Raw genomic sequence first — 25,296 nt, forward strand, 5'->3', positions numbered from 1 at the left:
GGCCCATGACCCGGCGGCGCGCTGATTTTACAGTCCTTTGTGCGGCCCTGGCGGCATTGGCGCTGGCCGGTTGCTCGCAGGAGGGCTTCCATCTGGACGAGAAGCAGCGGGAGGTCAGCCGGGAGGTGGCCGCCCGGGTGAATGGCGAGCCGATCTATACCGCAGATGTCGAGCTGGAGGCCGTGGCGCGGGGGCTGGTGGTCTCCGGCGCCGCGCTGCGCAGCGGGGACGAGGCCTACAAACAGGTGCTCGACCAGCTGATCGACCAGAAGCTGATGGCGCAGGAAGCCGGGCGCCTGGGGCTGGAGAAAGACCCCGCCGCCCAGCGCCGCCTGGAAATGGCGCAGGAGCGGATCATGGGGAACCTTCTTGTGGAAAGCGTGGTGGCCCAGCAGGTCACCGACGAGATGATCGACCGGATGTATGCCGAGCAGGTGCGCCTGCAGCAGGTCAATGATCAGGTGTCGGTGGCCCATATCGTCACCGATACGGAGGAGGAGGCCGAGGCCGTCTGGCTGCGCGTGCAGGCGGGCGAGCCGTTCGAGGGGCTGGTCTTCAACCATTCCAAAGACAGCGCCACCCGGATGGAAAATGGCGATCTGGGCTATGTGGCGCCCAATGATCTGCCCGATCCCTATCCGGTGGTGATTGCCAACACGCCGGTCGGCGAGGTGTCGGCGCCCTTCCAGGTGGAGGACAGCTGGCGCCTCCTGAAGGTCAAGGACCGCCGCACCGAACCGCCCAAGACACGCGAGGAAATGCGGCCCGAGATCGCCACTTTCCTGACGCTCAGCGAAGTCAGCCGCATTCTCCGCCGCCTGCGTACCGAGGCGAGCATCGAGAAAGTGGACGGCCAGACCTATACGCCGGAAAACGCGCCCGCGCCGGCCAAAGCCCTTACCGGAGATGAACTGTGAACCTGACCCCTTCGCCCTTTGCCCCTGCTTCCTTTCCGGCGCTGCCGGCTGTACGCGGCCTCAAGGCGGCTGCCGGCAGCCGCGGCTTCTATGCGCGCCGGGGTATCACGCGCGACGATGTGTTTCTGGTGGTATTCGATCCCGGCACGGCCTGCGGCGGGGTGTATACCCGCTCGCTGACGGCGTCGGCCGATGTGCGCTGGTGCCGGCAGGCGCTGGAGCAGGGCGGGGGGCAGGCGGCCGCTTTGGTCGCCAATTCGGGCAATTCCAACGCCTTCACCGGCCCAAAGGGTGTGTTGAAGAATGAGGCAACGCTGAAAGCGCTGAGCGAAACCCTCGGCGTGAAGAAGGAGCATTGCTTCCTGGCCGCTACCGGCGTGATCGGTGAGCCGCTGTCTGATCCCAACTATGTGGGCGCTTTTGTGCCAGACTTGACCGCAAAGCTCGGCGCGCCGGACTGGGAAAGGCTCGCCCGCGCGTTCATGACGACGGACACCTATCCCAAAGGCGCGGGCACTGTGGCCAGCCTTGACGGCACCGAAGTGCGCTTTGCCGGCATCGCCAAGGGATCGGGCATGATCGCGCCGAACATGGCGACGATGCTGTCCTATGTGTTCACCGATGCGGCCATTGCGCCCGAGCTGCTACAGACGGCGCTGCGCCAGGTGGCGGACGAGACGTTCAACGCGATCACGGTGGACGGCGACACGTCCACCTCCGACACGCTGATGGTGTTTGCCACCGGGGCGAGCGGCATGGCGCCGGTCACTTCGGAAGAAGACCTGCGCTTCCGCGCGTTCACGGCAGCGCTGAAAGAGGTCTGCCTCGATCTGGCGATGCAGGTGGTGAAGGATGGGGAAGGGGCGAGCAAGGTGGCCACGATCACCGTGGAAGACGCCGCCTCTCCGGCCTCGGCCAGGAAGATTGCCTGCGAGATTGCCAACTCTCCGCTGATCAAGACCGCGATGGCGGCGGGCGACGCAAACTGGGGCCGGATCGTGATGGCTGTGGGCAAGGCGTATGAGCCGATCGAGCTGGACAGCCTCGCCATCTGGTTTGACGACGTGCAGGTGGCCAAGGGCGGGGCGCGGGCACCCGATTATGACGAGGCCGCCGCCAGCGCCGTGTTTGCCAGGAGCGAGTTTGCCATCCGCGTGTCGGTGGGCGTGGGCACGGGCCGGGCAACGGTTTGGACCTGCGATCTCACCCATGGCTATGTCGATATCAACGGCGCCTACCGGACATGAGCCGGCGGCTGTTGCTGGTGGTTGCGGCCGCGCTGATCGACGAGACGGGACGCATCCTCCTGGCGCAGCGCCCGGAGGGCAAGCAGCTGGCCGGGCTGTGGGAGTTTCCGGGCGGCAAGATCGACCCCGGCGAGACACCCGAGGCGGCCCTCGTGCGGGAACTGGCCGAGGAACTTTCGATCACGGTTAAGGAAGAGGAACTGAAGCCGCTGACATTTGCGAGCTTCACTTACCCTGACTTTCACCTGTTAATGCCACTCTATGCGTGTGAAAGCTGGACCGGGACGATCCATCCGCGCGAGGGGCAAGCCATCGCCTGGGTAGAGCCTGCAAGGCTGCGAGAGTATCCTGCGCCACCGGCAGACCTGCCCCTGTTCGACTGGCTGATGGAGCAAGCGTTTGCGGAGCGATGATGCGCCTGTTCAAGACCCGGCTGAAGAAGCTCGCCGCTGATGAAGGCGGGGCAACCGCGATTGAATACAGCCTCATTGCCGCGCTGGTCGTTGTCGCCATCCTCGGGGGCCTGTCGGCCGTCGCCAATTCCAACAATGCAAATTATGAGCTGATCGAGGAAAAGATCGCGGTCTGACGCGCCCGCTCAGCTCTCTTCCTGATCCGGCCCCTCGCTGCCCGGCTTTCCGGCGCGGCGCACCGCATCGGCCATGCTGGCCTTGGCGCTGCCGGGTTTCAGCGGCTGAGGCTGTCCCGGTGCCGGCGCCCAGCCGGACAGGTGAACGATCTCGAAGGTGGCCCGCACGCGGCCATCGGGATCAGAGAACCGCTCTTTGTAAAGCGCTATCGCCCGCGCCAGCACCCGCCGGGGCAGCGGCCGGCTGACACCGCGCGCAAAGGCGGCGCGCTCGCCCATCCCTTTGAGATCGCGCAGCAGAGCTTCCGGCGTCTTGTAGCGCACGGTCACCGTATCGCGGTCGGCCACCGGCAGGGCAAAGCCCGCGCGCTGGAGCAGCCCCGCCATATCCCGCAGGCCGGGCAGGGGGGAGAGGCGGGGGCTGAGGCCGCCGGTAAGGTCGGTCTCTGCTTCGCTCATCACTTCGCGCAGCTCTGCCAGCGTGCCGGCGCCAAACAGGGCGCCAAGGAAAAGACCATCGGGTTTCAGGATGCGGCGGATCTGCACCAGGGCGCCCGGCAGGTCGTTCACCCAGTGAAGGGTGAGCGGAGACACAACCAGATCGAACCGTTCCGTTCCGAAGGGCAGGGCTTCCTCATCGGCAAAGACGGCTTCCAGGCCGCCCGTGGCGGCGGCGTTCAGGAAGAGGTCCGCCGTGTCGCCGACGGTGGCCGATTTTGTCCGGTTTTGTCCAAGAAGTGTCCGGGAAAGTCCGCCATCGGCCCCGCCCAGTTCCAGCATTGTCTCGAAAATACGCGGCGTATCCGCCACCCGCGTCTCAAGATCGCTCGACACGCGGGCGCGCAGGAAGTCATAGTCCTGATAGTGGCGCGCAAAGGCCTGACGGCGCCGGCGCAGCTTGTCGCGGTCAAAGATCTGCGGCGGAGACGGGGATTGAGGGGAGGGGGGCATGAGCGGGGATATGAAGGCTGGCACGCTCGCGGCCAAGAGCTTATTCCGCCAGACGCGGGATTTCCTCTGGCCGCCCCGATCCCTGATCAGCGGTGACCGGGGCGAAGGCGCCGGGCCGCTGAAGCCCGACGAGTTCACGAAAATCCGTTTCATTACAGAGCCGGTCTGCCATCGCTGCGGCGTGCCGCAGGACTATGATGTCGGCCCGGAAGCCGAATGCGCCGCCTGTATCGCGCGCCCGCCCAGATGGGGCCGGGCCCGCGCGGCCTTCGTGTATGATGACATTTCCCGCCGCCCGGTGCTGGACCTGAAGCGCGCCGGCCGCCGCGACGGGCTGGAAATCCTCGCAGGCTGGATGCTGCAGGCCGGGGGAGCGCTGGTGGAGGAGGCGGATCTGATCGTGCCCGTGCCGCTGCACTATACGCGGCTGGTCCTGCGCGGCTTCAACCAGTCGGCCTGGCTGGCCCAGGCCATCGGGCAGGCCTCCCGCCGCCGTGTCTGCGTCGACGGCTTGAGGCGTACGCGGCGTACACCCAGCCAGGCGGGGCTTTCCACCCGCGCGCGGCGGCGCAATGTGACCGGGGCGTTCGATGTGCGCCCCTCCCGGCGCAAGCTGGTGGCGGGCAAGCGCGTGCTGCTCGTGGATGACGTGCTGACGACCGGGGCGACGCTGAATGCCTGCGCGCGGGCGCTGAAACGGGCAGGCGCGCGGCAGATCGACGTTCTGGTGCTGGCGCGCGTTGTCCGCGCTACGGATGTCACCATATAACGGCTTGATGACATTTCGGCCTGAGAATGGCCGGAAATGTCCAGGTTTTGACGAAAGGATTTCGCGCCATGGCGAAGGTTACAATCTACACCCGCCAGTTCTGCCCTTACTGCACCCGCGCGGTCGCGCTGCTCAAGGAAAAGGGCGCCGACTTCAATGAAATCGATGCTGGCATGGACCCCAAGCTGCGTGAGGAAATGATCCAGCGCTCGAATGGCGGGCGCACCTTCCCGCAGATCTTCGTGGGCGAAGCCCATATCGGCGGCTGCGACGACATGATGGCGCTGGAGCGGGCGGGCAAGCTCGACCCGATGCTGGCGCAGGCCTGAAGGCGGAGCGTTCGCGGTGATTCTCTACGCGCTGATCTGTGGTGACTGCGATCACGAGTTCGAGGGCTGGTTTGCCAGCTCCGAAGCGTTTGACCGTCTGGCAAAGCGCAAGCAGATCGATTGCCCGGAATGCGGCGGCCACAAGGTGGGCAAGCAGATCATGGCCCCGGCCGTGCGCCCGTCCGACAAGGCCCTGCCCGGCAAGATCGACGAGGAGGCGCTGATGAAGGAATTCGTCCGCCGCGCCCGCGAACATGTCTCGCAGAACTTTGATTATGTGGGCGATGATTTCGCCGAAGAGGCCCGCGCCATCTATTATGGCGAGCAGGATCACCGCCCGATCTGGGGCGAGACGACACCGGAGGAACGCGAGGCGCTGGCCGATGAGGGCATTCCGGCGATGCCGCTGCCCGCGCCCTTTGCGCCCAAGCCGCCCAAATCCGCCAAACGTAAACAGCCGCTCAATTGATGGCGCGCGCTTTGCCGCGCTTGAACGTGGCAAAGGGCTTGGGTAGAAGGCGGCCTGTCAGTTATCTGAAGTCACAGTTTGAAGTCGGGGAGGCCCTCATGGCGAGCCAGGAATATCATCGCGGTGAAATGGACATCCACGGCCAGAAAGCGACCTGGGATGGCTTCATCACCGGCTCCACCTGGGGATCGCTGATCACCATCATGGTTGTGGGCTATGCGACCCTGGCCATCGCCATCGGCCTCAACTGGATGGTTGCCCTTGGCCTGATGGCGATCCTCGGCTTCGGTGCCGGCCTCTTCCTCAACCTCGGTGGCCGCTGGATGGCGACGGTTGTGGTGATGATCGGCCTTGCGCTGGTCGTGCAGGCCTTCATCTGGCTGTTCGGCGTTCTTCTCTAGAAAACGCCTGAGGATTTGAGGGCGCGGTTAACGCCGCTGCAAAGCCTTCTGCCGCATACCCTCTTGAACTTTATCGAAAATCGCTAAAGTTGAGAGTCTGTCCGGTTCTGGGAGGCCGCCCTTGAGCGACGCGCCACTTATCCTGTCACACGCAACCAAGCGATTCGGCGCGTTCACCGCCGTGAGCGACCTGTCGTTCGAGGTGCCTGCCGGTCAGATCATCGGCTTTCTCGGGCCCAACGGGGCGGGCAAGTCCACCAGCCTGAGGATGTCGCTGGGCGTGATGGCGCCGGACGAGGGCGAGGTGCGCCTGTTTGGTGCCCCGCCGGAGCTGAAGAACCTGAAGCGCGTGGGCTTCCTTCCCGAAGAGCGCGGCCTCTACAAGAAGATGAACGCCCGCGACACGATCATCTATTTCGGGCGCTTGAAGGGCCTCAGCGCCAGTGACGCGCGTGCCCGCGCGGATGAACTGCTGGAGGCCACCGGCCTCGGCAAGTTCCGCACGACGCGCATCTCCAAACTCTCCAAGGGCATGGCGCAGAAGGTGCAGATCCTCTCCACGCTGGCCCACCGGCCGGATTTTCTCATTCTCGACGAGCCCTTCTCCGGCCTCGACCCTGTGAACCAGCAGACGCTGGAAGACCTGATCAAGGCAGAGCATGCGCGCGGGGCGACGATCCTCTTCTCCACCCATGTGATGGAACATGCCGAGCGGCTGTGCGACCGGATCGTGATGCTGGCGCGGGGCCGCAAGGTGCTCGATGGCACGCTGGAAGAGGCTTATGCGACGCTGGGCAGTGGCGCGCGGATCACGCTGGAACCGGGCTTTGATCTTGCCGCCGCGCTGGCGCCGAAGGGCTTTGGCGTGCACCGCGCTGCCGACAAGGGGCCGGGCGAAGCCTGGCGGGTGGATCTGGCGCCGGGGCAGGGGCCGCAGGATGCGCTGCGCGCCGTGCTGGAGGCGGGCGCGCCGATCATCGGCTTCCAGCCCGAAGAGGCGCGGCTGCGCGATGTGTTTGTCTCGCTGGTAGGCGAAGCGGAAGCTGCAGCGCTGGATACCCCTGTGGTGCCGGCGGAAGGGGAGAGCGTGTAATGCGCAACATCTATCTGGTCTTCCGGCGGGATTATCTGGGCTATGTCAAAGCCTGGGGCTTCTGGCTGAGCTTGGCGGCGGTGCCTCTATTCCTGATCGTGGGCGCGAGCTTCGGGTATTTTGCGGCGACCGCTTCGCCGGTGCGCTATTTCGCGGTGGTGGAGCCAACGCGCATCTATGCCGATGCCATCGAGGGCGAGTTCCAGCGCCGCAGCAGCGAGGCCGCCGCCGAGGCAAGAGCGCTGGCCGAGCAGATGAATATTCCGCTCGCCGAGGCGCAGGATCAGGTGGCCGACGCGGCCGGGGGGCGGAAGTTCATCGAAGTGCCCGCGCCCGCGCGCACGCTGGAGGAATTGCGCCCCTGGCTGACGGGAGAGCGCACGATCGCAGGCCCGGCGGGCGAGCGCCCGCTATTTGCCGTGTTCATACTTTCCGAGGACGGATCACAGCTGGAATACTGGAGCGGGGACGTGAATGTCGATACGCTGCAGCGGACGGCGGAAATCGCCATGCGCGATCTCAGCCGGCGGGACGCGCTGGCCGCCTCCGGCCTCAATCCGGATTTCCTGAAGCAGGCGGACGGGGCGGCCATCAAGGTGCCGGCCTTCCGTCTCAATGCCACGCAGGCGGGGGAAAGCGGCGCGGAAGTGACGATGGCAGACCGCGCGCCGGCAATCGTGTCTGCCGCGCTGGCCTATTTCCTGTGGCTGATGATCTTCTCGATCATCCAGTACCTGTTGATGGGCACGATCGAAGAGCGCTCCAACAAGATTTTCGATACGCTGCTCACCTCGGTGCAGCTGCCCCAGCTTCTGGCGGGGAAGATGCTGGCGGTGTTTGCGGTAACCTCGACGATGATGCTGTCCTGGTCGCTGTTCGGGATTGTGGGGTCTGCCGTTTCGGCCAGCCAGGTGCCCGGCATGGCGGACATGATCCAGCCCTTCATTGCCGCGGTCACCGATCCCAAGCTGATCATTCCGGCGCTGGTCAGCTTCGTGCTTGGCTACATTCTCTATGGCACGCTGTTCATGGCGCTCGGCTCGCTCTGCGACACGATCCAGGAAGCGCAGACGCTGCTCAGCCCGATGATGATCCTGCTGATGCTGCCGATGTTTGCGATCTTCGTGGCGTTCCAGGATCCCGGCTCGCCCATCGTGGATGTGGCGTCCTGGATCCCGCTGTTCACGCCCTTCCTGCTGATCCTGCGGATGCCGCATGACCCGCCGATGTGGGAAGTTCTGGCGCAGATGGGGATGATGGTGGTGATCACCGCGCTGGTCGTCTGGGGCGCCACCAAGGTCTACCGCGCCGGCGCCGTCCACGGCGCAGGCATCGGAGAACTGGGCGGCATGATCAAGCGCGCGGTGGGGATGAAGCCGAAGGCGGGATGATCCCCGCTTACGGCACGCTTTAGGCTACCCTGGCCGCGCCGAGGACAGGCATCGGTCGGTAGGATTTGGCGGCCGGCTCGAGGATCTGCGCGCTCCATGGGCGGCCCTGCAGCCAGGAGCCGTAATCGGTGTTTTCCAGCCGCGGGGCGGGCAGGAAATCGAGCGCCTCAGTCACCGTGTCGGCCCGCTTGGAGATCAGCGAGAAGGTTTCGGCGCGGCGGCCATCGGCTTCGACCTGCGAGAACTCTGCCACACAGCCTTCACGCTGGAACTGCACGGTGCGCTTGTTGACGGTGAACATCTCCGTATCGCCGTCCAGCCAGGAGATGAGGTCGCCGGGCACCAGGATGCGGTGGGAGAGGTCTGCGCCGGGAAACGCCTCCTGCAGATGGCGCACAATGGCGCGCCGCAGCGGGAATTCGGACCGGGCAATCACTTTCCAGGCCGTGAGCAGCCCGTCCTCGCCGGTTTTTTCGAGGATCTCCACTTCTGCCACACCGTGCAGCACGATCAGCCAGTTGGGGCGGGCAGCGGAGAAGAGGTAGGTGTCTGTCCGGATCTCGGCAACGCCGAGGCCAAACAGATGGTGAAGCGCCTCGATGTGCGGCATCTCTTCAGAGGGCCAGGCGCGATATTCATACAAAGGGGTGCGAGGCATGGGAGGAACCTGACTTTTTTGTAAGCTCTGCCGGTTTGAACGAGCCAGGCGGCGATGGGTTCCATCGCCAGCAAAAATCCCAGCAAAAATCAGAGTCAAATCAGGCCTCAACAGCCCCCTGGCCGCGCGCAATGCCCGGAAAAGAGGCAGTTTCGGACAAACAAAAACCCCGCCAGAAGGCTCTGGCGGGGTTTTTCGTGTGGTTCAGCGATACGCCGCGAAGCGATCAGCCTACACGATGCCTTCGCGCTGAGCGCGCTTGCGAGCGAGTTTGCGGGCACGGCGCACGGCTTCAGCGCGCTGGCGGGCTTTCTTCTCGGAAGGCTTTTCGAAGTGCTGACGGGCCTTCATTTCCCGGAACAGGCCTTCGCGCTGCATCTTTTTCTTCAGCGCGCGCAGGGCTTGCTCAACGTTGTTATCGCGGACGACGATCTGTACTATGGGACTTCTCCATCGGGTTCTTTCGGGCGCCAGGCACCCTGGAATTCGTTAATTACGGGCCTGACAGCCTAAGAAGCGCGGCCTATATCACGGTGAAACAGCTTTCGCCAAGCCCCTTGCGCCGGGAATCGACACATGACAACGCCGCCTTCTGCACTGCTTAGCCGCCGCTGGCTGGACGCCCTGCTTCCAGAGGTCGTTTTTGAGGGCTGGAGCGAGACGGCCGCAGCGGCTGCCGCCGTAAAGGCGGGGCTGACGCCGGGCGAGCAGGCGCTGGCCGCCCCGCGCGGCGTGATTGACCTGATCGAAGGCTTTTTCGACGATGCCGAAGCCCGCGCGCGGGACACGCTGGCGGGGGAGGACATGACCGGCCTGCGGGTGCCTGACAAGGTCAAGCGGGGCGTGCTCGTCTGGCTGGCCGGACTTGAGCCTCACCGGGAAGCGGTGCGCCGCGCGGCGGCCCGCGGCTTCCTGCCCTGGGGCGCCGGGCCGGCGCTGCAGCGCAGCTGGAAAGTGGCCGACATGGTGTGGACTGCAGCGGGCGACACGTCTGAAGACTATAACCGCTATTCCAAGCGCGGCCTGCTGGCGAGCGTGATCCCGGCCATCGTGCTGCACTGGGCCGATAATCCGTCCCCGGAAGACCTTGACTCCTTCATTGAGCGGCGTCTGGCGCATGCGTCCGGGGTCGGACGAACAGCCGCGCGATTCGTGAAACCGATTCTCGGCCGGATGCCACAGAAACAGCATTGATCGCAGCGCGCGGGGCGCAGCTTAATTCTTCTTATTTTTCAGGGAGTTGGGTTGTCGGACGGGGGCGCTACAAACACCCCAGGGGGCTGGGGGGGCTGATGGGTCCGGGGCGCTTGCGAAAGTCCTCCGTCCGACACCCATAAGATGGCCGCGCGATGCGGCGGGGGCAAGGCCGAATTGCGGTGAAACAGAGTCTGCGGGATTAATTATGCGTTAGCTCTACAAGGGGCTGGACGCGAACGGAAAGCTGTGACGAAACTGTAACCGAGATGACGGATTCTTTCCACAGGAAACCTGCACCGGAACCGGTCGTTGCCTTTCAGAAGGCAGAGATGCAGCCCATTCTTGATGTCTATGGCCGGTTGGTGATTGCGGGCGAGGCGCGCGACTATGCCATCGGCATGGAAGAGGATGTGGCGACCTTCGCGATCTTCCGCCGCCATGCCGAAAGCCCCACCTGGCGAATCGAGAAGGAGCCCGCGCTGGCCAATCGTCAGGGCCAGTATGCGGTGTATGGATCTGCCGGCCAGGTGCTGCGCCGGGGGCGGGATCTGCGGCAGGTGCTGAAGGTATTCGAATCGCGCCGTTTCACCATCGTGCGCTGACGGCTTTTCCACAAATCCATCCACAGCAGAACGTTAACGGCGCATTTGCCGTTTAACCCTTTGTTTACCAAAAACTTCTTGCGAACCAAACTGGAACATCATAAGAACATTCCACAAGGAACGGAGCAAGAACATGTTTGGTCAAGTCAGCTTTCGCGGCAAGTCAGGCAAGGCGTGGAAATTCCAGCGGACGGCGGCAGATGCGCCGTGGGCGCGCAGTGCCGGTGTGGTCATCTTTGCAGCCCAGGATGCCTGTGGCTGGCGCGTCTACCGGGTGATGGAACTCTCCGGGCGCCCGCATGACATCCAGCCGATCTGGGCGCTGGCCGAGGCAGAGCGCTATGGCGCCAATGCCGTGTTCCTGGCGCTGGAGTTTGATGGCGGCCAGCGCAAGGCGATGGTGGCCGATCTTGAGGCCGGGTTCATGCCGGTCTGCCGGCCGGACCAGGCGCCGGTGCGGCTGGCCGCTTGAGCTACGGGTTCCGGGTGGTGGTGCCGCGTGGGGGCAGGGTTCAGTTCTGAACCTGCGCGGTGTACCAGCGGGTGACATCTTCTTCGACCATGCCGAGCGGGCGTGGCCCGCCCATCAGGATCACCCGGTGAAATTCCTTCGGGTCGAATTTCGGGCCCAGCACGCGGATGGCGCGTTCCCGCAGGTCCAGGATCCGTTCGCGGCCAATCCAGTAGGCGGCCGCATAGCCCGGCCGCACGGTGTAGCGGTCTACCTCGTCGGCGCTCCGCTCCAGGCTGAGGCCGGTGGTCTCTGCCAGATAGGCAATCGCCTGATCGCGGCTCCAGCGCTCATTGTGGATGCCGGTATCGGCCACCAGCGCAGCCGCGCGCAGCAGCAGGGATTGCAGATAGCCGATGCGGCTCAGCGGATCTTCCGAATAAAGACCAAGCTCGTCGGCCAGGGTTTCGGCATAGGAGGCCCAGCCTTCGCCATAGGCGACGTTCCACACCATTTGGCGCGCCAGCGGCAGGCCGGCCTCGCGCGCGGCGCTGCTTTCCAGATGGTGGCCGGGCACAAGCTGATGAAAGGCCAGCACGGCCAGCGAAAAATCTGGCCAGTCTGCCAGCCGCCGGGCATTGATCTCCACGCGCGCCGGGTGGTTCCCGCTGAGCGCGCGGGGAATATAGGCGGCCGGCGGCAGGAAGCCGGCAAATTCCGGCGGCACGGCGCGCAGACCCGCCTTTTCCGCCAGGGGAATATCGAACTGGCCGGACAGGGCCGCTTCGGCCCGGTCTGCATGGGCCAGGACGCGGCCGATCAGGGCGGCATGGCCTTCTTCCGTATCGGGATAAACCTGCTCGGGCTGGGCGGCGAGGAAAGCTAGGCGCTCGCCCACGCTGCCGCCTTCAAGGCCAAGGGCAACCAGCGCGCGATGCGTCTCTGCCAGCAGGGCGTCGACTTCCAGCTTGCCGCGCTCGTGCAGGCCGGCGGCGGAGGCGTCGTCGCCGGTATAGGCCTTGAGGGCGGCGGCGTAATAGGCCGGGCCATCGGGAAGCTGCCAGACGCCGGGTAATTCCGGGGCCGTGTTGGCCAGCGTGCTCACGCTCGCGGCAAAGGCGGCATAGGCAGGGCGCACATTCTCGGTGGCAATCCGGCGCACATCTGCCAGCAGCTGCTGGCGCTCTGCCGGTGTCAGATCAGCAATGCCGGGCAGCAGGTTTTCAAAACTCACCACGGCCGGGCTTGTCTCCGGCGGTGCGGCGGCCCCGGCTGCCGCAAGCGCATACATCCGGCGCAGGATGGGGGCGGGGGGCACTGTTCCGGCGCGGGCATCGGATTCCAGCCGCCGCCGGTCGTCCTCGATGGCATCGGCAAACTGCGCCATCCGGTCGGCATAGGCGCGCGCGTCTGCCGGTGTGCGCAGCGGATGAAAACGCGCCAGAAGGTCAGGCACATCCAGATAGGCGCCGCGCGTATGGTCAGCCACATAGGGGTAGGACGCGCCCAGCGCCGAGGCGCCGTGGCCGGCCATGAACAGGGTTTCAGCGGTTTCATGGGCGGCAATCAGCGTGTCGAGATGGCGGGCCAGGGCGCTGCCGCGCGCCGGGCGCGTGATGCGCACCAGAAGGTCGCGTGTTTCCAGGCGCGAGAGGCGCGCGCGCTCATACGCGGCCTGCGACCGGTCGGTCAGGAAACGGTTATAGGCAAAGCCCGCCTCCGCCTCCGGCAGGCCCAGCCGCGTGGCCAGTTCCGGGTCACGGGTGACTTCGTTCTGGGCAATCGTGGTGAGCGTCCGCTCAATTTCGCGGGCGACGCGCCGGGGGGTGCCTTCGGGGTCTGCGCGCGGGGTGCACGCAGCCGGCAGCACGGCAAGAAGAAGGGCTGTGCAAAGCCCAGCCGGCAAAAGGCGCGCTGTTCTGCGTCCGCTTAAGGCTTGCATGACACTTATATTACTCGGGTTTCACTGTAATTGAGCTTGTTTCGGGTGTTGTGGCCATAGTTTATTTCCGTTACTTCTCCGGCAAAGTTCCGAGGAGCCACGCAACGTGACAACGCCCATTCCGACTGGCGGTTCAGCCGCACTTTCCGGCCAAGTTCTGTTCTACAAGAATCCGCAGCCGCTTTCTGCTGAAGATCATGGCGGTCTTGGCGTGAAACAGATCCCGCAGCCTTTCGCGTTCCTCCGCGAAGCGCACGCCGTTCCGGTCACCGTGACCGAGTTTGGCGTGTCGGCGGCCTCCTACCCGATCATCTTCGTGGGCGAGGAGCGCACCCCGGTCGCCGTGATGGGCGTTCGCCAGGGCGAGAACCTCTATGTCGACAGCAACGGCCTGGTGCTGGAAGATCATTACATTCCGGCCTTCGTGCGCCGCTATCCGTTCGTCTTCGCCACCGATGAAGGCTCTGACCGTCTTCTCCTCTGCGTGGACCGGTCTGCGCCGATGGTGTCCAACCAGCCCGAAGTGCCCTTCTTCCAGAACGGCCAGCCGACCCAGTTCACCAATGACGCCATCGAGTTCTGCAAGGAATTCGAGCGTCAGCGCCGCGCCACGGTCGATTTCGTGAAAATCCTCCGCGACATGGATCTCTTCGAGCAGAAGACGGTGACCTTCCAGCCGCGCGACCAGCAGGGCAACAATACCGGCCCTGCCCAGAAGGTTGCCGACTATTGGGCTATCTCCGAGGAGCGCCTCAATGCGCTTTCACCGGAGAAATTCCTGGAGCTGCGCAACAATGGCGCGCTCGGCGCCTGCTATGCGCATCTCGTGTCGCTGCTGAACTGGTCGAAAGTGGTCAATCGCGCTGTCCGCGCCGTGCCCCAGCAGGCCGAAGCGGTCTCCTAGAGACCCATCTTCATCGTGATTTCCGGAAACGGCCCTCCCGCCTCGGGAAGGGCCGTTTCTTTTTTGACGCAGGCCCCGGCATCACGAACCGGCGAGCAGGGCTTTCCCCGGCCGGACGCCCGGCGCATATGTCATCCAATCGATATTATGGACGGAGCTGCTGTAGATGACAGGGTTTATCCGGCGTTTTGCCTTTGCCGCGCTTGGCCTTTCGCTCATGGCCGGGCTGGCCCATGCGCAGATGGACGAGCGCCGGGCCGAGGCGGAGCTGATCGCAGACCGTGTCAGCGTTGCGCCGGGCGACACCTTCTATGCGGCGCTGCGGATGCAGATGGATGATGGCTGGCATATCTACTGGCGCAATGCCGGGGATGCCGGCCTGCCGCCGCAGCTGATCCTGAAAGACGCCACCAGCCTGCCCGAAGAGGCTGTGGGCGGGTTCCTCTGGCCGCTGCCCCACCTGATCCCCGTCGTTGAAGGCGAGATCATGGATTATGGCTATGATGACGAGGTTGTCTTTGCCTTTCCCGTGACGGTGCCGCAGGATGCGAGCGGGGAGATGAAGATCGTTGCCGAGGCTGACTACCTCATCTGCGAGTCCATCTGCATTCCGGAGACGGCCGACGTGTCGCTGACCCTGCCGGTGGGCGCCCCCGTGGAGAATGCAGAGGCCGGCGCGAAGATCGGCGAATGGATTGCCCGCGTGCCGACGGCTTTTCCGGGCGAGGTGCGGATTGACGACACGGGCGCGCCCTGGACGCTGTCGCTGCGCCAGGAAGGCGGCTTCCCGGAAGACGCGCATATCCGTTTCTTCCCTTTCAATCACGAGATCAGCCATCCGGCGGCCCAGCCCCAGCGTGCGGGCTCCGAAGGCGCCAGCCTGTCGCTGACGCCTGATCGCGCAGGCAGCATATCAGACACGCTTGACGGCGTGATCCGCATAGATGCGCCCGGCGCAGAGCCTGTCGGCTATGAGATCTCTGCCGCCCGCGGGGAGGTATTTGCAGGCACCGCTGACCGCGAGGTGCAGGCCGTGATGCCGGGCAAGGGGCTTGGTTCCGCCGCCGGGGAGGCTGCGCCGCTTGGCCTTGAGCGGATTGCGACCCTGGCCTTCTTCGCCCTGATCGGCGGCATTATCCTCAATCTCATGCCCTGCGTGCTGCCGGTCCTCTCCATGAAGGCGCTCGGCATGGTGCAGGCAGCGGCCTCGGGCCATGCCGGGGAGCTTAAATCCCATGGCCTCTGGTATACCGGCGGCGTGCTGATCTCCTTCCTGGCGCTGGCGGGCGCGCTGCTGCTGGTGCGGCAGGCGACCGGCTCGGCGACGCTGGGCTTCCAGCTGCAACACGCGCCCACCGTGGCCATCCTTGCCCTGGTGATGTTTGCCGTTGGCCTCTGGCTGATGGGCTTTTTTGAACTCGGCAGCTCCGTGCAGAACCTTGGCGGCAGCCTTGCCAATCGCGGCGGGGCGGCAGGCGCCTTTTTTACTGGTGTTCTCGCCGCCGTGGTCGGCGCGCCCTGTGTCGGCCCGTTTCTGGGCGCCGCGCTTGGCGCCGTGATCGGCCAGCCGGCCCCGGCGGTGATCGCTGTCTTCCTGGCCATGGGCTTTGGCATGGCGTTGCCCTTCCTGATCCTCAGCTTTGTGCCGGGGCTGCACCGGCTGTTGCCCAAGCCCGGCAAGTGGATGGACACGCTGAAACAGGCCTTTGCCTTTCCGATGTTCCTCACCGCCGCCTGGCTGCTCTCGGTGGTCGCCGGGCTGGCCGGGGCAGGGGCAGCGGGCTGGACCCTGGCCGGGGCAACGGCGCTGGTTTTTGCCATCTGGCTGGGGCGTCAGGGCGGGGGCCTGCGCAAGGGCGTCGCCGCGCTCGCGCTGGCCGGGGCATTCGTCTATCCCGCCATGCAGGCCAATGTGCCGGCCGCTTCAGTAACCGGCAGCAGTGAGGCCGCCTTCAGCGGCAGCTATGGCGAAGCCGCCTGGAGTCCAGAAACCGTTGAGGCAATGCTGGCGGAAGGCCGCCCCGTCTTCGTGGATTTCACCGCCAGCTGGTGCGCCAGCTGCCAGGTCAACAAGCTGACCACGCTGAAAACACGCAAGGTGCAGGAGGCGTTCAAGGCGGCGAACGTGGCGTTCCTGGTGGGCGATTTCACCCAGAAAGACCCGATGATTGCCGAGGAATTGAGGCTGCGGGAGCGCGCGGGGGTGCCGATGTATCTCTGGTATCCCGCCGGGGCGAGCGAGCCGCAGATCCTGCCCGAGATTCTCAATCAAGAACTTGTCATTGGACTTGTCGAAGGATGACAAGGCTATAATTCGGCTACATGTGATTATTCGAGACAGGAGACGACGATGATACTTTCCCGCCGCCACTTGAGCCTCGCCGCTGGCATGGCCGCTGCGGTTGCCCTCACCGCCGGAGCGCTGATTGCCTCGACAGCCGAAGCCGCCCCCAGCGCGGATGTGGGCAGCTCCGCCCCGGCCTTCACCGGCACCACCTCCGGCGGCGAAACCGTCTCGCTGGCAGACTTTGCCGGCAAGACCGTCGTGCTCGAATGGACCAATGATGGCTGCCCCTTCGTGAAGAAGCATTACGCCACCCCGCCCGCAAACATGCAGTCGCTGCAGGCTTCGGCCGCCGCCGATGATATCGTCTGGCTGACGGTGATCTCTTCCCGGCCCGGCTCGCAGGGCCATGTCTCGCCGGAGCAGGCGAATGAGCTGACCAGTTCGCGCGGGGCCGCCCCGGAACATGTGATCCTGGACGAGAGCGGCGATATCGGCCGTCTCTATGGCGCCAAGACCACGCCGCACATGTATATCGTCACGCCTGAGGGCAAGCTCGTCTATGACGGCGCGATCGACTCGATCCCCTCGGCAAGGGTCGATGACATTGCCAAGGCTGACAATTACGTCACCGCAGCGCTGGCCGATCTTGGCGCGGGCAAGCCTGTCGCCACGCCGACCACCAAGCCCTATGGCTGCGCCGTCAAATACTGACCGGCAGCGCCATCGAAGCTGAGAAGGGCCGGCGGGGAAACCTGCCGGCCTTTTCCGTTTGGCCTCTGACGTGGCGAAAGGGTTGCCGCCTGCCGGATATGGCTCCAAAACCTGACGGCTGGAGGAGGCGCCGATGACCCGAGACAAGAACCCCATCGTCAGGGACCAGCCTGCGGAGATGCCGTCGGAAGGCGGGCCGCTGGCCGAATATGGCGGCGCGCTGCCACCGGCCCCGGCCTGGTTCCGCGAAGCCGTCGCGGTACCGTACGAGACGGGCAAGGTCAGGGTGAAGGGCGCCGAAGTCACCTTCCAGCGCTGGGGCAAGCGCGGGGCGCCGGGGCTATTGTTCGTGCACGGAAATGGCGCCCATGCTCATTGGTGGGATTTCGTCGCGCCGTATTTCGCCGGGCATTACAATGTCGCTGCACTGACATTCTCCGGCATGGGCGACAGCGCGTGGCGGGAAGCCTATGACATGGACACTTTCTCCGAAGAGGAAGTGGCCGTGGCCGAGGCGGCCGGCCTGTTCGATGCGCCCAGGAAGCCGGTCATCATCGCCCATTCCTTCGGCGGCTTCGTCACCCTGGTAACCGGCGCAAAGCATGGCAGCCGGTTTGAGGGGATGGTGATCGTCGACAGCCCGGTCAATCCGCCGGAACGCCCGCGGGGCGGGCCCTCCCGCGCCAGCCGTCCGCATAAGGTCTATCCCGATCTTGCTGCCGCGCTCGCCCGGTTCCGCCTTGCGCCGCCACAGCTCTGCGAGAACCATTATGCGATGGATTATATCGCCCGCTGGAGCCTGAAACGCGCCGAGGGCGGCTGGACCTGGAAATTCGATCCGATGATCTGGACCCGGTTTGAACCGGGGCTGGACCCGGCCGAGATGCTGAAGGCCGCCCAGTGCCGCATCGCCATCATCCGGGGCGAGGAAAGCGCGCTGATGCCGGATGATGTGGGCGATTATATGCGCGGCCTTCTGGGCCATCAGGTGCCGTTCGTGTCGGTGCCCCATGCGCGGCATCATGTGATGCTGGACCAGCCGATCGCGTTCATCTCCACCCTGCGGATGCTGCTGGCCGAATGGGATCATTCCGATCCGCACCGCAGCGTGGACGGGCAGGGGGCGGGCGTCTGAGGCTCTCCGGCCTGTCTGTCTTGATCGTTTAACTTGATCGCCCGGCATCAGAGGCTAAGGCTTGCCGCCGCAACGCTTGGGAGACGGGGACGATGCCAAAAGCGACACTGGACGAGACAACGCATTATTCGGGCGCAGAGGCTTTCATCGAGCGCTCTGCCGTGCGCAGCACGATCATGACGCTGATCGTCCTCAACGCGATTGTGCTGGGTGTGCTTACCTATTCAGAGGACTTGCCGGGCTGGCTCGTCGCGGGGCTCAATTTCTTCGATACGGTGGTCACGCTGATCTTCGTGGCGGAGATCCTGTTCAAGCTGTTCGTCTACCGGCTGCAATTCTTCAAGCTCGGCTGGAACTGGTTTGATTTCATCGTGGTGGGTGTATCGCTGATCCCTGGCGGATCGGCCTTCACGGTGCTGCGCGCCTTGCGGGTGCTGCGCCTGTTGCGGCTACTGCATTTCATCCCGACCATGAAACGCATCACCGAAGCGCTGCTGACGGCGCTTCCCGGCATGGGCGCCATCCTCGCGATCCTGGGCCTTGTGTTTTACGTCAGCGTGGTGATGGCGACCTATCTGTTCAGCGGATCGCAGAACACCGAGAATTTCAGCACATTGACGGCCTCGTCGCTGACCATGTTCGAAGTGCTCACCATGGAAGGCTGGAACGGCCATATGCGCGATCTGCTGGATGAATATCCGTGGGCCTGGGCGTTCTTCATTCCGTTCATCCTGTTCACCGTCTGGGCGATCCTCAACCTTTTCACCGCGGTGATCGTCGATTCGCTGCAGGAAGGCGCCATCGAGAAAGTTCTCGATGCGGAGGGGAAGATCAGCGACGAGCTTGAAGCGCAGGAAACCCTGGAGGCCAGGCGCCACCGGGAACTGCTGAAACTGATCGCAGACCTGCGGGCTGAGGTGCAGGAACTGAAGACTTCGAAAGGCGATGCGGGCTGATCAGCCCGCGAAGGCCTTCTCGATGACGAATTCGGCCGGGGCTGCGTTGGAGCCCTCGGTGAGCCCGGCCTTCAGCATCAGGGTCTTCACGTCCTGGATCATTTCCATCGAGCCGCAGATCATCGCCCGGTCGGTCGCCGGGTCCAGCGGCGGCACGCCGAGATCGGCAAACAGCTTGCCATTCTCGATCAGCGTGGTGATCCGGCCCATATGCTCATGATGCTGGCGCGTGGTGGAGGTGTAGAGCTTCAGCTTGCCGCCCACCATCTCGCCCACCAGAGGATCGGCGCTCAGGCTGTCGATCAGCGTGCGGGAATATATCAGCTCATTCACATCCCGGCAGGTATGGGTGACGATCACTTCCTCATACCGCTCATAAGTGTCGGGATCACGCACCAGGCTGGCGAAGGGGGCAAAGCCCGTGCCGGTGGAGAACATGTAGAGCCGCTTGCCCGGCGTGAGGGCATCGAGCACCAGCGTGCCGGTCGGCTTGCGGCCGAGCAGAACCTTGTCGCCCGGCTGGATTTTCTGCAGGCGCGAGGTCAGCGGGCCATCGGGCACCTTGATGGAGTAGAACTCCAATTCCTCATCCCAGGCGGGCGAGGCAATGGAATAGGCGCGCAGCAGCGGTTTGCCGTCTTCCTTGGGCAGGCCGATCATCACGAATTCGCCCGAGCGGAAACGGAAACTCTGCGGGCGGGTCAGCCGGAAGCGGAACAGCCGGTCAGTATAATGCTCCACCGAGAGAACCGTTTCCTCGGTCGGGCCGTTCGGATTGGCTTTGACAGGCGCTGCCTGGCCTGCGGATGCATCGGCGCTCATGCCCCAAGATCTCCATTGTCTCTTGTTCGGGCGTCAGTTGACGCGGGCGCGGGGCAAATGCAATGCGTCAGATGAACGGTTTAGTTTTGCTCAACCTTCGGCGCCGGCCCAATTCATGCGCGGATCGCTGAAACTGTAGCCCCCATCGAGTTCATAGACGTTCTGATAGCCATAGCCGTAAAGGTTCACATAGGTCGCAATATTGAGCGCCAATGGCGCCCGTTTGAGCATCACGGGGGCCACATTGTCGGTGAAGTTGTTGTTGCAGTAGATCAGGATGCGGCGGTCCTTGCTGCCGATGACTTTGGCCAGCTTCTCCTCGGTGAAGTCGGCAAAGTTGAGGTTTACGGCCCCTTCGATATGGCCGAGGGCAAAGGCTTCCGCGCTGCGGGCATCGATCACCAGCGTGCCGGGTTCGGCGCGCATGTCGTTGAATGTCTCAATCTGAACCAGCCGGGCCTGGCGATGGGGCGCCGCTTCGGCGGTCAGGGCCTGAAAGCCGGCATAGTCGATCTGGCCGGGGGCTTCCTGCGCGTCTGCCATCATGCCGAGAAAGATGAAGCCGCCGCTCAGCAGCAACGCGGCTGCCAGCGTGGGCACGTGAATGCGGGCAGGTTGTGTCGGCATGGCAACCCCTCCTTTTCGTCAGGCGCGATAGACAGCATGCGCGCTGCTCGCGGCTGAAATATGTGTGGGCCGGGGCAAATCTTGCGAATTTTGTGCCGGTTTGCAGGCGGGACGCTGCTCAGCTTTCGGGCGTGCGGCCCATCCGCTCTTCCCAATGGCGGCGGCAGACGGAGAGATAGGTGGCCTTGCCGATGGAAATCTGCTCGCCTTCGGTCAGGGCCTTGCCGTCCGGGCCGAGGCGCACCACCATCGTGGCCTTGCGGCCGCATTCACAGATGGTGCGCACTTCGCGCAGCTCGTCGGCAATGGCCAGCAGGGCGGCGGAGCCCTCGAACAGCTCGCCCCGGAAGTCTGTGCGCAGACCATAGGTCAGCACCGGTACGCCGAAATGATCGGCCACCCGCGCCAGCTGCCACACCTGGTCCCGCGTCAGGAACTGCGCCTCGTCCACGAACACCGCATCAATCGGGTGAACATTCTTCCGCTCCCGGATCAAGCTGAAAAGATGCGTATCCGCAGTGTAGAGAGTGGCTTCGGCCGAGATGCCGATCCGTGAGCTGATATGGCCGTCATCGGCGTCCCGGTAGAGCGCTGATGTCATCAGCAGAACCTCCATCCCCCGCTCGCGGTAGTTATACGCCGCTTGCAGGAGGATGGTGGATTTGCCGGCATTCATGGCGGCGTAGGAAAAGTAGAGTTTCGCCATGGCAGGTCTGCAGGTCCCTGGATCAGCGCAGCGACAGGGCGACGCCTTCGCGGCGGGGGTCTGCCCCGCCCTCAAGGCCCTTGTCGCGCACGACGATCAGGTGAAGGCCGGAGTTTTCGCCGGTGCGTTCTTCCACCGTATACCCCATGGTGCGCAGGGCTTCAGCCGCTTCCGGGCCGCCTTCAATGTCCACCTCGACGGCCACCGTATCCCCGCGCGCGATGATGTTGGGCAGGGCGGCGGCTTCCTGGGCGGTCTTGCCCCAGTCCAGCACGCCCACCAGGGTCTTGGACACATAGGCGATGATCGAATTGCCGCCCGGCGAACCGGTCACCATGAAGAGGTCGCCGCCCTCATCGAAGACGAGGGTAGGGGACATGGAAGACCGCGGACGTTTTCCGGCGGCGACGGCATTGGCAACCGGCTTGCCCCCTTTTTCCGGGATCAGCGAGAAATCGGTCAGCTCATTGTTCAGCAGGAAACCGCCCGCCATGCGGGAGGAGCCGAAAGCGGCTTCGACCGTGGCGGTCATCGAGACGGCATTGCCTTCAAGGTCGATGATCGAGATATGCGTCGTGCCGGCGCCGGGGGTGGTGGGGTCTTCCCCCCACATCGGGCGCAGCGGCTCTCCGCCCAGCACGACACCCGGATCGCCGGGGAAGGATTTTGCGTCCGGCGCAAAGGCTTCCTTGGCGCGCGCCTTGATATAGGCCGGGTTGATCAGGTCTTCGGTGGGCACGGGCACATGGTCGGCATCGGCCACATAATGGTCGCGGTCGGCATAGCCCAGGCGCTGGGCGTCCACGAAGGCCTTGAGGAACAGGCTCTCATCGGCATTCACGGTCGCAGCGGGCTTGAGATATTCGTAGAGGCCCAGGATCAGGTTCTGGGCAACGCCGCCCGAACTCGGCGGGGGCGCCGAGCAGATCTTGTAGCCCGACTGCAACGTTCCGCACACGGCCGAGCGAACCTTCACTTCGTAATTGGCAAGGTCTTCCAGCGTCATGTCGCCGCCATCGGGGCCTTCATTGACGGCAGCGACGATCTCGGAGGCGAGCGCGCCGCGATAGAAGGCGTCCGGGCCTTCATTGGCCACGGCGGCGAGGGTTGCCGCATAGGCCGCGTTGGTGCGGCGGAAGCCTGCGGGCAGCGGCTGGCCATCGGGATAGAAATAGGCCGCCGTGACCGGATTGTCGTCCAGCCGGATCACCGCGCGCAGGCGCTCGGATGCGATCACCTCAGCCAGGCGCGGGGAAACCTCGAAGCCTTCCTCGGCTAGCTCAATGGCGGGCTGGAACACGCTGGCCCAGCTTGCGCGCCCGGCCGCGTCATGCGCCGTCTTGTAGAGCGCGATCTGGCCCGGCACGCCCACCGAGCGGCCAGACTGCCAGGCGGTGAGGAAATCCATCGGCTTGCCATCCTTGACGAACCAGTCCGGACCGGCAGCGGCAGGCGCTGTCTCGCGGCCATCAAACACGGTGATCTCGTCGCGGGCGCGGTCGTAATAGACCATGAACGCCCCCCCGCCGATGCCGGAGCTTTGCGGCTCCACCAGCCCCAGAACGGCGTGGACAGCAATCGCTGCGTCTATCGCATTGCCGCCTTCGCTCAGCACCCGGATGCCCGCTTCAACCGCCCGCGGATCAGCCGCCGCCACCATCGCGCCCTTGGTCCAGGACACATCGCCCAGCGCCTCGGCATCGCTGCCGGAAGCGGGCGCGACGCTGGACACCGGCGGGGCCTTCGCCGCAGGGGCGCAGGCCCCCAGAAGCAGGGCGGCGGTGAGGGCGGTGAGATGGCGCATAGATCGTCCCTTTCTTGGCGCGGGGCTGCACTCCCTCTAAGAACTGAGGGCGAAGCAGAAACGTAGCAGGGCACATAGCATGGCAAGACCGGGTTTGCGCAACCTCATTACCGATGTTGAAGGCATATCTGTCGGGCAGGCCGAAGATGCGGGGAGTGTCACCGGTGTGTCCGTAATTGTCCCGGATTGTCCGGTTCTTGGCGCCGTCTGTGTCGCCGGGGGCGGGCCGGGGACACGCGAAAGTGACGTATTGGCCCCAGGCCGTCTCGTTTTTGACAGTATCGACGCCATCTGCCTTTCGGGCGGCTCCGCCTTCGGGCTGGCGGCGGCTGATGGCGTGATGGCGGGCCTGAAGGCGCAGGGCAGGGGCTTTGCGCTGGTGCCAAGGCCCGGTGTGCCCGCCACGCCCATCGTGCCCGCCGCCATCCTCTACGACCTCGCCAATGGCGGCAACAAGGACTGGGGCGACGCCGCCCCCTATGCGCGCCTCGGCCGGCAAGCCTTTGACGCGGCAGGGGAACGCTTTGCTCTCGGCCGGGCGGGCGCCGGCTATGGCGCCGCCGCAGGGATGGCGCCGGGCGGCACCGGATCGGCCAGTATCGTCACGCTTGATGGCCTGACGGTGGGCGCGCTGGCCGCGGTCAACAGTTTCGGGTCTGTCCGGATGCCCGGCTCAGATGCCTTCTGGGCCTGGCCCTTTGAAATCTCTGGAGAGTTCGGCGGCGTCCGCCCCGAACCCGGCTTCGCCTTCGACCCGGAAGACTGGGGCGCCGCCAAGGCCAATCCCAATCCCCGCGAGAATACCACCCTGGCCTGCATCGCAATCGACGCGGCCGTCACCCATGACGAACTCCAGCGCATCGCCCAGATGGCCCTTGCCGGCATGGCCCGTTCCATCCGCCCCGTTTTTGCCCCCACAGATGGCGATGTCATCTTCGTGATCTCCACCCGGAAGCGGGAAGCCGGAGGCAGCCGGCCGCTGGCCATCGCCCGTCTTGGCGAACTTGCCGCCAGCACGCTCGCCCGCGCCATCGCTCGTGGTGTATATGAGTCTGAACGGCAGGAGGGACGGCCATGAACAGATATCTCAAACTGGCGGTGGGGACCGCCTTATTCACCACGCTCGCAGGCTGCATGGTCGCCGGGCGCGACGCGGACATCGCTGACTGGCCGGGCATGGCCTCGGTGCAGACCGTGTCGGGCGCCACGATCTATCATGAGTGCGGCGCCACCATGATCTCGCCGGAATGGGCGCTGACGGCGGCCCACTGCGTCGAGAATGTCCGCATCGAAACCAATGGCCGCGCCGCCCAGTATCTGGAGGAAGACAATGGCCAGTTGAGCCGCTTCGGCACGCTGGCCGTGGCCGCAGGACTGGGCGATCTGACGGTCGTGCCGAAGGACACCGTTTTTGCCGTTCGCGAAGTGGTCATTCACCCGGAATACCAGCCTTCAGCGCCAGAGAAGGGCAACGACCTTGCGCTGCTTCGCCTTGCAGGCCGCTGGACGGGGCCCACCATGGCACTCGACGGGCTGACGGGGGCAGCCGGCGACCTGATGCAGCCCTATGCCGACATTGTCGCTGCAGGCTATGGCAAGGTGGGCGAAACGGCGCAGGGGCAGGAGGGCGTCGCCCGTGGCGGCCGGCATGTGCGCGCGCCCTCGCTGATCCTGCAGGAAGGATATGTGCCTGTGGTCGATACCGGGCTCTGCAACAGCCAGATCCGGGACCGTATCAATGAGGCAGGACTTGCGGCCGTCTATCCGGATGTCTCGATTGATCCGGTCACCCAGCTCTGCGCCGGGATTGGCGGCTCCGACGCCTGCCAGGGCGATAGCGGCGGGCCGCTGGTGCTGCGCGGCGCGTCGGGCACGCCGGTTCAGGCCGGGATTGTCAGCTGGGGCATGGGCTGCGCGCGCCCCGAAAGCCCGGGGGTCTATATGCGGGTGGCCGCTTTCGCGCCCTGGGTCAGCGCGGTGACCGGGCTGCCTTTGCCGGCAGAACCATCTGTTTCGCAAGAAGTTTCCGAAGAGGCCGCCGCGGTTCCGGGGCAGGAGGCGCCAGAAGAAACGCCGCCAGCGCCTGCAGAGACGGCGGCAGAAAGCGGGGAAGAAACCCCCACCGGACCGGCCGAGGAAACACCCCCTGAAGAGACTGCACAAGATACCGGCAATTGAGGCTTGCAAGGTCGCAAACCCGCCTGTATGTGTCCCGCTTCTTCAAGTGGCCAAGCACCCGTAGCTCAGCTGGATAGAGCACCAGACTACGAATCTGGGGGTCAGGAGTTCGAATCTCTTCGGGTGCGCCATTTTGTCGACCGCTATGATGGGCGGTCAT

General features: G+C 64.8%; 28 protein-coding genes and 1 tRNA gene. 21 read left to right on the top strand and 8 right to left on the bottom strand.

Annotated elements, in window-relative coordinates; translation table 11 throughout:
• Positions 1–5 precede the first annotated feature (5 nt).
• The 4 genes from ACQKI2_RS08150 to ACQKI2_RS08165 are packed head-to-tail and all read left to right on the top strand — an operon-like array spanning position 6 to position 2,753.
• Positions 6–917 (top strand): peptidylprolyl isomerase, encoded by a 912-nt coding sequence (locus ACQKI2_RS08150; RefSeq protein ID WP_427379195.1) that lies wholly within the window; start codon positions 6–8, stop codon positions 915–917.
• The gene (gene argJ, locus ACQKI2_RS08155) at positions 914–2,164 is read left to right on the top strand and encodes a bifunctional glutamate N-acetyltransferase/amino-acid acetyltransferase ArgJ (protein WP_427379196.1); all 1,251 of its coding nucleotides are present in this window, start codon (positions 914–916) and stop codon (positions 2,162–2,164) included. Before ACQKI2_RS08150 ends, argJ begins: the two co-directional genes overlap by 4 nt.
• Positions 2,161–2,577, top strand: coding sequence for an 8-oxo-dGTP diphosphatase MutT (gene mutT, locus ACQKI2_RS08160; RefSeq protein ID WP_427379197.1), 417 nt, complete (start codon positions 2,161–2,163; stop codon positions 2,575–2,577). Before argJ ends, mutT begins: the two co-directional genes overlap by 4 nt.
• Complete coding sequence (locus tag ACQKI2_RS08165; RefSeq protein WP_427379198.1) at positions 2,574–2,753, top strand: Flp family type IVb pilin; 180 nt, start codon at positions 2,574–2,576, stop codon at positions 2,751–2,753. The genes mutT and ACQKI2_RS08165 overlap by 4 nt, the downstream gene beginning before the upstream one ends.
• 9 nt (positions 2,754–2,762) lie before the next feature.
• Here the strand turns inward: ACQKI2_RS08165 and ACQKI2_RS08170 are convergent, their stop codons facing one another.
• A complete protein-coding gene (locus tag ACQKI2_RS08170) occupies positions 2,763–3,704 on the bottom strand; it encodes a methyltransferase domain-containing protein (protein ID WP_427379199.1) in 942 nt (313 codons plus the stop codon).
• Here ACQKI2_RS08170 and ACQKI2_RS08175 point away from each other — a divergent pair.
• From ACQKI2_RS08175 to ACQKI2_RS08200, 6 genes are all read left to right on the top strand, one after another.
• Complete coding sequence (locus ACQKI2_RS08175) at positions 3,703–4,473, top strand: ComF family protein (RefSeq protein WP_427379200.1); 771 nt, start codon at positions 3,703–3,705, stop codon at positions 4,471–4,473. The genes ACQKI2_RS08170 and ACQKI2_RS08175 overlap by 2 nt on opposite strands.
• A gap of 68 nt (positions 4,474–4,541) precedes the next feature.
• Positions 4,542–4,802 carry a glutaredoxin 3 gene (gene grxC, locus ACQKI2_RS08180; protein WP_427379201.1) on the top strand — a complete coding sequence of 87 codons (261 nt, stop codon included), beginning with the start codon at positions 4,542–4,544 and terminating at the stop codon, positions 4,800–4,802.
• Positions 4,803–4,818: 16 nt separating this feature from the next.
• Positions 4,819–5,271 (top strand): DUF1178 family protein, encoded by a 453-nt coding sequence (locus tag ACQKI2_RS08185; protein ID WP_427379202.1) that lies wholly within the window; start codon positions 4,819–4,821, stop codon positions 5,269–5,271.
• A gap of 98 nt (positions 5,272–5,369) precedes the next feature.
• Complete coding sequence (locus ACQKI2_RS08190) at positions 5,370–5,672, top strand: aa3-type cytochrome c oxidase subunit IV (protein WP_035595253.1); 303 nt, start codon at positions 5,370–5,372, stop codon at positions 5,670–5,672.
• A gap of 121 nt (positions 5,673–5,793) precedes the next feature.
• The gene (locus tag ACQKI2_RS08195) at positions 5,794–6,765 is read left to right on the top strand and encodes an ABC transporter ATP-binding protein (RefSeq protein ID WP_427379203.1); all 972 of its coding nucleotides are present in this window, start codon (positions 5,794–5,796) and stop codon (positions 6,763–6,765) included.
• Positions 6,765–8,156, top strand: a complete 1,392-nt coding sequence (locus ACQKI2_RS08200; protein WP_427379204.1) for an ABC transporter permease — start codon at positions 6,765–6,767, stop codon at positions 8,154–8,156. The genes ACQKI2_RS08195 and ACQKI2_RS08200 overlap by 1 nt, the downstream gene beginning before the upstream one ends.
• A 19-nt stretch (positions 8,157–8,175) precedes the next feature.
• On the opposite strand, the gene ACQKI2_RS08205 is transcribed toward ACQKI2_RS08200, so the two are convergent.
• Together ACQKI2_RS08205 and rpsU are read right to left on the bottom strand one after the other, a co-directional pair.
• Complete coding sequence (locus ACQKI2_RS08205; RefSeq protein ID WP_427379205.1) at positions 8,176–8,814, bottom strand: hypothetical protein; 639 nt, start codon at positions 8,812–8,814, stop codon at positions 8,176–8,178.
• A 231-nt stretch (positions 8,815–9,045) separates the two neighbouring features.
• Entirely contained in the window at positions 9,046–9,300 is a 255-nt protein-coding gene (gene rpsU / locus ACQKI2_RS08210) for a 30S ribosomal protein S21 (RefSeq protein ID WP_367179257.1), read from the bottom strand.
• 90 nt (positions 9,301–9,390) lie between these two features.
• On the opposite strand from rpsU, the gene ACQKI2_RS08215 reads away from it, so the two are divergent.
• The 3 genes from ACQKI2_RS08215 to ACQKI2_RS08225 all read left to right on the top strand — a co-directional run bounded on the left by ACQKI2_RS08215 (position 9,391) and on the right by ACQKI2_RS08225 (position 11,085).
• Complete coding sequence (locus tag ACQKI2_RS08215; protein ID WP_427379206.1) at positions 9,391–10,008, top strand: COQ9 family protein; 618 nt, start codon at positions 9,391–9,393, stop codon at positions 10,006–10,008.
• A gap of 269 nt (positions 10,009–10,277) precedes the next feature.
• Positions 10,278–10,613 carry a DUF2794 domain-containing protein gene (locus ACQKI2_RS08220; RefSeq protein ID WP_035595244.1) on the top strand — a complete coding sequence of 112 codons (336 nt, stop codon included), beginning with the start codon at positions 10,278–10,280 and terminating at the stop codon, positions 10,611–10,613.
• 133 nt (positions 10,614–10,746) lie between these two features.
• Positions 10,747–11,085, top strand: coding sequence for a hypothetical protein (locus ACQKI2_RS08225; RefSeq protein ID WP_427379207.1), 339 nt, complete (start codon positions 10,747–10,749; stop codon positions 11,083–11,085).
• Positions 11,086–11,125: 40 nt separating this feature from the next.
• On the opposite strand, the gene ACQKI2_RS08230 is transcribed toward ACQKI2_RS08225, so the two are convergent.
• Positions 11,126–12,970, bottom strand: a complete 1,845-nt coding sequence (locus ACQKI2_RS08230) for a DUF885 domain-containing protein (RefSeq protein WP_427379208.1) — start codon at positions 12,968–12,970, stop codon at positions 11,126–11,128.
• A gap of 142 nt (positions 12,971–13,112) precedes the next feature.
• Here ACQKI2_RS08230 and ACQKI2_RS08235 point away from each other — a divergent pair, with 142 nt between their 5' ends.
• From ACQKI2_RS08235 to ACQKI2_RS08255, 5 genes are all read left to right on the top strand, one after another.
• On the top strand, positions 13,113–13,910 hold the full coding sequence (locus ACQKI2_RS08235; protein ID WP_427379209.1) for a SapC family protein: 798 nt from the start codon (positions 13,113–13,115) through the stop codon (positions 13,908–13,910).
• Positions 13,911–14,076: 166 nt separating this feature from the next.
• Positions 14,077–16,212: a protein-disulfide reductase DsbD family protein gene (locus tag ACQKI2_RS08240; RefSeq protein ID WP_427379210.1), complete on the top strand. Its 2,136-nt coding sequence runs from the start codon at positions 14,077–14,079 to the stop codon at positions 16,210–16,212.
• A 48-nt stretch (positions 16,213–16,260) separates the two neighbouring features.
• Positions 16,261–16,908, top strand: coding sequence for a redoxin domain-containing protein (locus ACQKI2_RS08245; protein ID WP_427379211.1), 648 nt, complete (start codon positions 16,261–16,263; stop codon positions 16,906–16,908).
• A gap of 133 nt (positions 16,909–17,041) precedes the next feature.
• Positions 17,042–18,043 carry an alpha/beta fold hydrolase gene (locus tag ACQKI2_RS08250; protein ID WP_427379212.1) on the top strand — a complete coding sequence of 334 codons (1,002 nt, stop codon included), beginning with the start codon at positions 17,042–17,044 and terminating at the stop codon, positions 18,041–18,043.
• 92 nt (positions 18,044–18,135) lie between these two features.
• On the top strand, positions 18,136–18,999 hold the full coding sequence (locus tag ACQKI2_RS08255; protein WP_427379213.1) for an ion transporter: 864 nt from the start codon (positions 18,136–18,138) through the stop codon (positions 18,997–18,999).
• Here the strand turns inward: ACQKI2_RS08255 and ACQKI2_RS08260 are convergent, their stop codons facing one another.
• The 4 genes from ACQKI2_RS08260 to ggt form a co-directional block, all read right to left on the bottom strand.
• Complete coding sequence (locus tag ACQKI2_RS08260) at positions 19,000–19,821, bottom strand: ferredoxin--NADP reductase (RefSeq protein ID WP_427379214.1); 822 nt, start codon at positions 19,819–19,821, stop codon at positions 19,000–19,002. It abuts the gene before it with no gap.
• Positions 19,822–19,911: 90 nt separating this feature from the next.
• Complete coding sequence (locus ACQKI2_RS08265; RefSeq protein WP_427379215.1) at positions 19,912–20,448, bottom strand: rhodanese-like domain-containing protein; 537 nt, start codon at positions 20,446–20,448, stop codon at positions 19,912–19,914.
• Positions 20,449–20,566: 118 nt separating this feature from the next.
• A complete protein-coding gene (locus tag ACQKI2_RS08270; protein WP_427379216.1) occupies positions 20,567–21,154 on the bottom strand; it encodes a thymidine kinase in 588 nt (195 codons plus the stop codon).
• Between the two features lie 22 nt (positions 21,155–21,176).
• The gene (ggt, locus tag ACQKI2_RS08275) at positions 21,177–22,958 is read right to left on the bottom strand and encodes a gamma-glutamyltransferase (RefSeq protein ID WP_427379217.1); all 1,782 of its coding nucleotides are present in this window, start codon (positions 22,956–22,958) and stop codon (positions 21,177–21,179) included.
• Between the two features lie 79 nt (positions 22,959–23,037).
• Here ggt and ACQKI2_RS08280 point away from each other — a divergent pair, with 79 nt between their 5' ends.
• The 3 genes from ACQKI2_RS08280 (at position 23,038) to ACQKI2_RS08290 (ending at position 25,267) form a co-directional block, all read left to right on the top strand.
• Positions 23,038–24,036, top strand: a complete 999-nt coding sequence (locus ACQKI2_RS08280) for a P1 family peptidase (RefSeq protein WP_427379218.1) — start codon at positions 23,038–23,040, stop codon at positions 24,034–24,036.
• Complete coding sequence (locus ACQKI2_RS08285) at positions 24,033–25,136, top strand: trypsin-like serine protease (RefSeq protein ID WP_427379219.1); 1,104 nt, start codon at positions 24,033–24,035, stop codon at positions 25,134–25,136. The genes ACQKI2_RS08280 and ACQKI2_RS08285 overlap by 4 nt, the downstream gene beginning before the upstream one ends.
• 54 nt (positions 25,137–25,190) lie before the next feature.
• Positions 25,191–25,267: transfer RNA gene (locus ACQKI2_RS08290), tRNA-Arg, on the top strand.
• The last annotated feature ends 29 nt before the right edge of the window (positions 25,268–25,296 follow it).

This window comes from Hyphomonas sp. NPDC076881 (genome assembly GCF_050269995.1).
Classification (GTDB): Bacteria; Pseudomonadota; Alphaproteobacteria; order Caulobacterales; family Hyphomonadaceae; genus Hyphomonas.

What these genes read in the sequence shown, in the direction of transcription:
- ACQKI2_RS08150 (WP_427379195.1), top strand. Translation starts at nt 6, where the DNA reads ATGACCCGGCGGCGCGCTGATTTTACAGTCCTTTGTGCGGCCCTGGCG.
- mutT (WP_427379197.1), top strand. Translation starts at nt 2,161, where the DNA reads ATGAGCCGGCGGCTGTTGCTGGTGGTTGCGGCCGCGCTGATCGACGAG.
- ACQKI2_RS08165 (WP_427379198.1), top strand. Translation starts at nt 2,574, where the DNA reads ATGATGCGCCTGTTCAAGACCCGGCTGAAGAAGCTCGCCGCTGATGAA.
- ACQKI2_RS08175 (WP_427379200.1), top strand. Translation starts at nt 3,703, where the DNA reads ATGAGCGGGGATATGAAGGCTGGCACGCTCGCGGCCAAGAGCTTATTC.
- ACQKI2_RS08170 (WP_427379199.1), bottom strand. Translation starts at nt 3,704, where the DNA reads ATGCCCCCCTCCCCTCAATCCCCGTCTCCGCCGCAGATCTTTGACCGC.
- grxC (WP_427379201.1), top strand. Translation starts at nt 4,542, where the DNA reads ATGGCGAAGGTTACAATCTACACCCGCCAGTTCTGCCCTTACTGCACC.
- ACQKI2_RS08190 (WP_035595253.1), top strand. Translation starts at nt 5,370, where the DNA reads ATGGCGAGCCAGGAATATCATCGCGGTGAAATGGACATCCACGGCCAG.
- ACQKI2_RS08200 (WP_427379204.1), top strand. Translation starts at nt 6,765, where the DNA reads ATGCGCAACATCTATCTGGTCTTCCGGCGGGATTATCTGGGCTATGTC.
- ACQKI2_RS08205 (WP_427379205.1), bottom strand. Translation starts at nt 8,814, where the DNA reads ATGCCTCGCACCCCTTTGTATGAATATCGCGCCTGGCCCTCTGAAGAG.
- ACQKI2_RS08215 (WP_427379206.1), top strand. Translation starts at nt 9,391, where the DNA reads ATGACAACGCCGCCTTCTGCACTGCTTAGCCGCCGCTGGCTGGACGCC.
- ACQKI2_RS08220 (WP_035595244.1), top strand. Translation starts at nt 10,278, where the DNA reads ATGACGGATTCTTTCCACAGGAAACCTGCACCGGAACCGGTCGTTGCC.
- ACQKI2_RS08225 (WP_427379207.1), top strand. Translation starts at nt 10,747, where the DNA reads ATGTTTGGTCAAGTCAGCTTTCGCGGCAAGTCAGGCAAGGCGTGGAAA.
- ACQKI2_RS08240 (WP_427379210.1), top strand. Translation starts at nt 14,077, where the DNA reads ATGACAGGGTTTATCCGGCGTTTTGCCTTTGCCGCGCTTGGCCTTTCG.
- ACQKI2_RS08245 (WP_427379211.1), top strand. Translation starts at nt 16,261, where the DNA reads ATGATACTTTCCCGCCGCCACTTGAGCCTCGCCGCTGGCATGGCCGCT.
- ACQKI2_RS08250 (WP_427379212.1), top strand. Translation starts at nt 17,042, where the DNA reads ATGACCCGAGACAAGAACCCCATCGTCAGGGACCAGCCTGCGGAGATG.
- ACQKI2_RS08255 (WP_427379213.1), top strand. Translation starts at nt 18,136, where the DNA reads ATGCCAAAAGCGACACTGGACGAGACAACGCATTATTCGGGCGCAGAG.
- ACQKI2_RS08260 (WP_427379214.1), bottom strand. Translation starts at nt 19,821, where the DNA reads ATGAGCGCCGATGCATCCGCAGGCCAGGCAGCGCCTGTCAAAGCCAAT.
- ACQKI2_RS08265 (WP_427379215.1), bottom strand. Translation starts at nt 20,448, where the DNA reads ATGCCGACACAACCTGCCCGCATTCACGTGCCCACGCTGGCAGCCGCG.
- ACQKI2_RS08270 (WP_427379216.1), bottom strand. Translation starts at nt 21,154, where the DNA reads ATGGCGAAACTCTACTTTTCCTACGCCGCCATGAATGCCGGCAAATCC.
- ggt (WP_427379217.1), bottom strand. Translation starts at nt 22,958, where the DNA reads ATGCGCCATCTCACCGCCCTCACCGCCGCCCTGCTTCTGGGGGCCTGC.
- ACQKI2_RS08280 (WP_427379218.1), top strand. Translation starts at nt 23,038, where the DNA reads ATGGCAAGACCGGGTTTGCGCAACCTCATTACCGATGTTGAAGGCATA.
- ACQKI2_RS08285 (WP_427379219.1), top strand. Translation starts at nt 24,033, where the DNA reads ATGAACAGATATCTCAAACTGGCGGTGGGGACCGCCTTATTCACCACG.